At 70.5% G+C, this 1,300-nt stretch carries 1 protein-coding gene and 1 pseudogene; both read right to left on the bottom strand.

Annotated features, from left to right (window positions below):
• Positions 1–997: pseudogene (locus EDC50_RS16245) on the bottom strand (phage/plasmid primase, P4 family); the annotation flags it as partial.
• A partial coding sequence (locus EDC50_RS16240; protein ID WP_211326907.1) for a helix-turn-helix domain-containing protein occupies positions 975–1,300 on the bottom strand: 326 nt, incomplete at its 5' end. The gene EDC50_RS16240 and the pseudogene EDC50_RS16245, both read right to left, overlap by 23 nt.

The following is a 1,300-nucleotide window of genomic DNA, read 5'->3' as shown; positions in this document are numbered from 1 at the left end:
TGAAGGCCAGCGCCAGGGCATCTTCGGTGCCCCACACCGATTCATCCGCGCCGATCACCGGCTCGCCGGGGTCCGCAATGTCATGCACCTGCATACGCGGACCGTGGGCGAGGAAGGCCGCGACGTCGAAGCCCTCCATCACGGCGTCCGCCGCGTCCCAGCCCTCGGCGGCTTCCTCGGGTGGGTAGAGGATGTGGCAGGTCTTCGCGCCCGCCGACAGAATCGCCTGGGCCGCCTGCACGGCGTACTCCCAGCCCGGCTTGTCGCGGTCGGGCCAGATCAGCACCGCCTTGCCGGCCAGCGGCGACCAGTCGGTCTTGTCCACGGGCGCATTCGCCCCGTGCATCGCGGTGGTGGCCGCGATGCCGATTTCGATCAGTGCCTGCGCGCACTTCTCGCCCTCGACCAGGACGACGCGGCTCGCTGCGGCCAACCCAGGCTGGTTGTAGAGCGGGCGAGGCTCGGGCGGCGCCATCTTGCGGCGCTTGGCATCCCACGGGCGGAACTCCTTCTTGCGCCCGGGCGGGTCGTAGCGGTAGACGACGGCGATGAGCCGCCCCTGCGCGTCGAGGTAGTCCCACTTGGCGGTGGCGGGACCCAGGTCGTCGACCGCAGCGTCCTTCTTCCGTCCGCGCGGCGCGACCGGTCGAGCGCGCCCCGTCAGGTCCGCGGCGGCTTCGAGCACCCGATGGAACTCGGTGTGCGTATCGAGGCCATGGTGAGCGGCGATGAGGTCGAAGACGTCACCGCCCTCACCGGTGGCCCGGTCGGTCCACAGGCCCGCCTTGTCGCCGTCGAGCACCACTTCCAGGCTGTCGCCCGGGCTGCCGAGCACGTCGCCGATGACGAACTTGCCGCGGCGCGTCCGACCGGCGGGGAACAGGGTGAACAGCACCGCTTCCAGCCGCGAGAGCAGGGCGGCGCGCACGGCCTCGCGGCGCTCGGACGCCGGGATCTCGGGCTCGGGCGCGGTGTCATTGAAGTTGAAGTCCAGCATCCGACTCCTCCTCGTGCCCTGCGTCGGCCGTGAGCAGGGCTTGACGTTCCTCCATCCACGCCATCAGTTCGGAGAGCTTGAAACGCAGCAGCTTGCCCACCCGGTAGTGCGGCAGGCGCAGACGTCGGCGCTCCGTCGCGTGCGTGAGCCAGTAGGTCGGCAGATTGAGCGCCAGTGCCGCCTCGCGTGCGTCGATCAGGCGCTCCCCGAGCACCGGGTGCAGTGGTGTCTCGTTCATGCCGCAGCCCTCCAGCACCGGTCCTGCCACGGGCACATCCGGCACTCGACATGGGTGGACCACCG

Origin of the sequence: Vulcaniibacterium tengchongense, assembly GCF_003814555.1 — a bacterium.
Classification (GTDB): domain Bacteria; phylum Pseudomonadota; class Gammaproteobacteria; order Xanthomonadales; family Xanthomonadaceae; genus Vulcaniibacterium; species Vulcaniibacterium tengchongense.
This window is presented reverse-complemented; position numbering and strand designations above follow the sequence as displayed.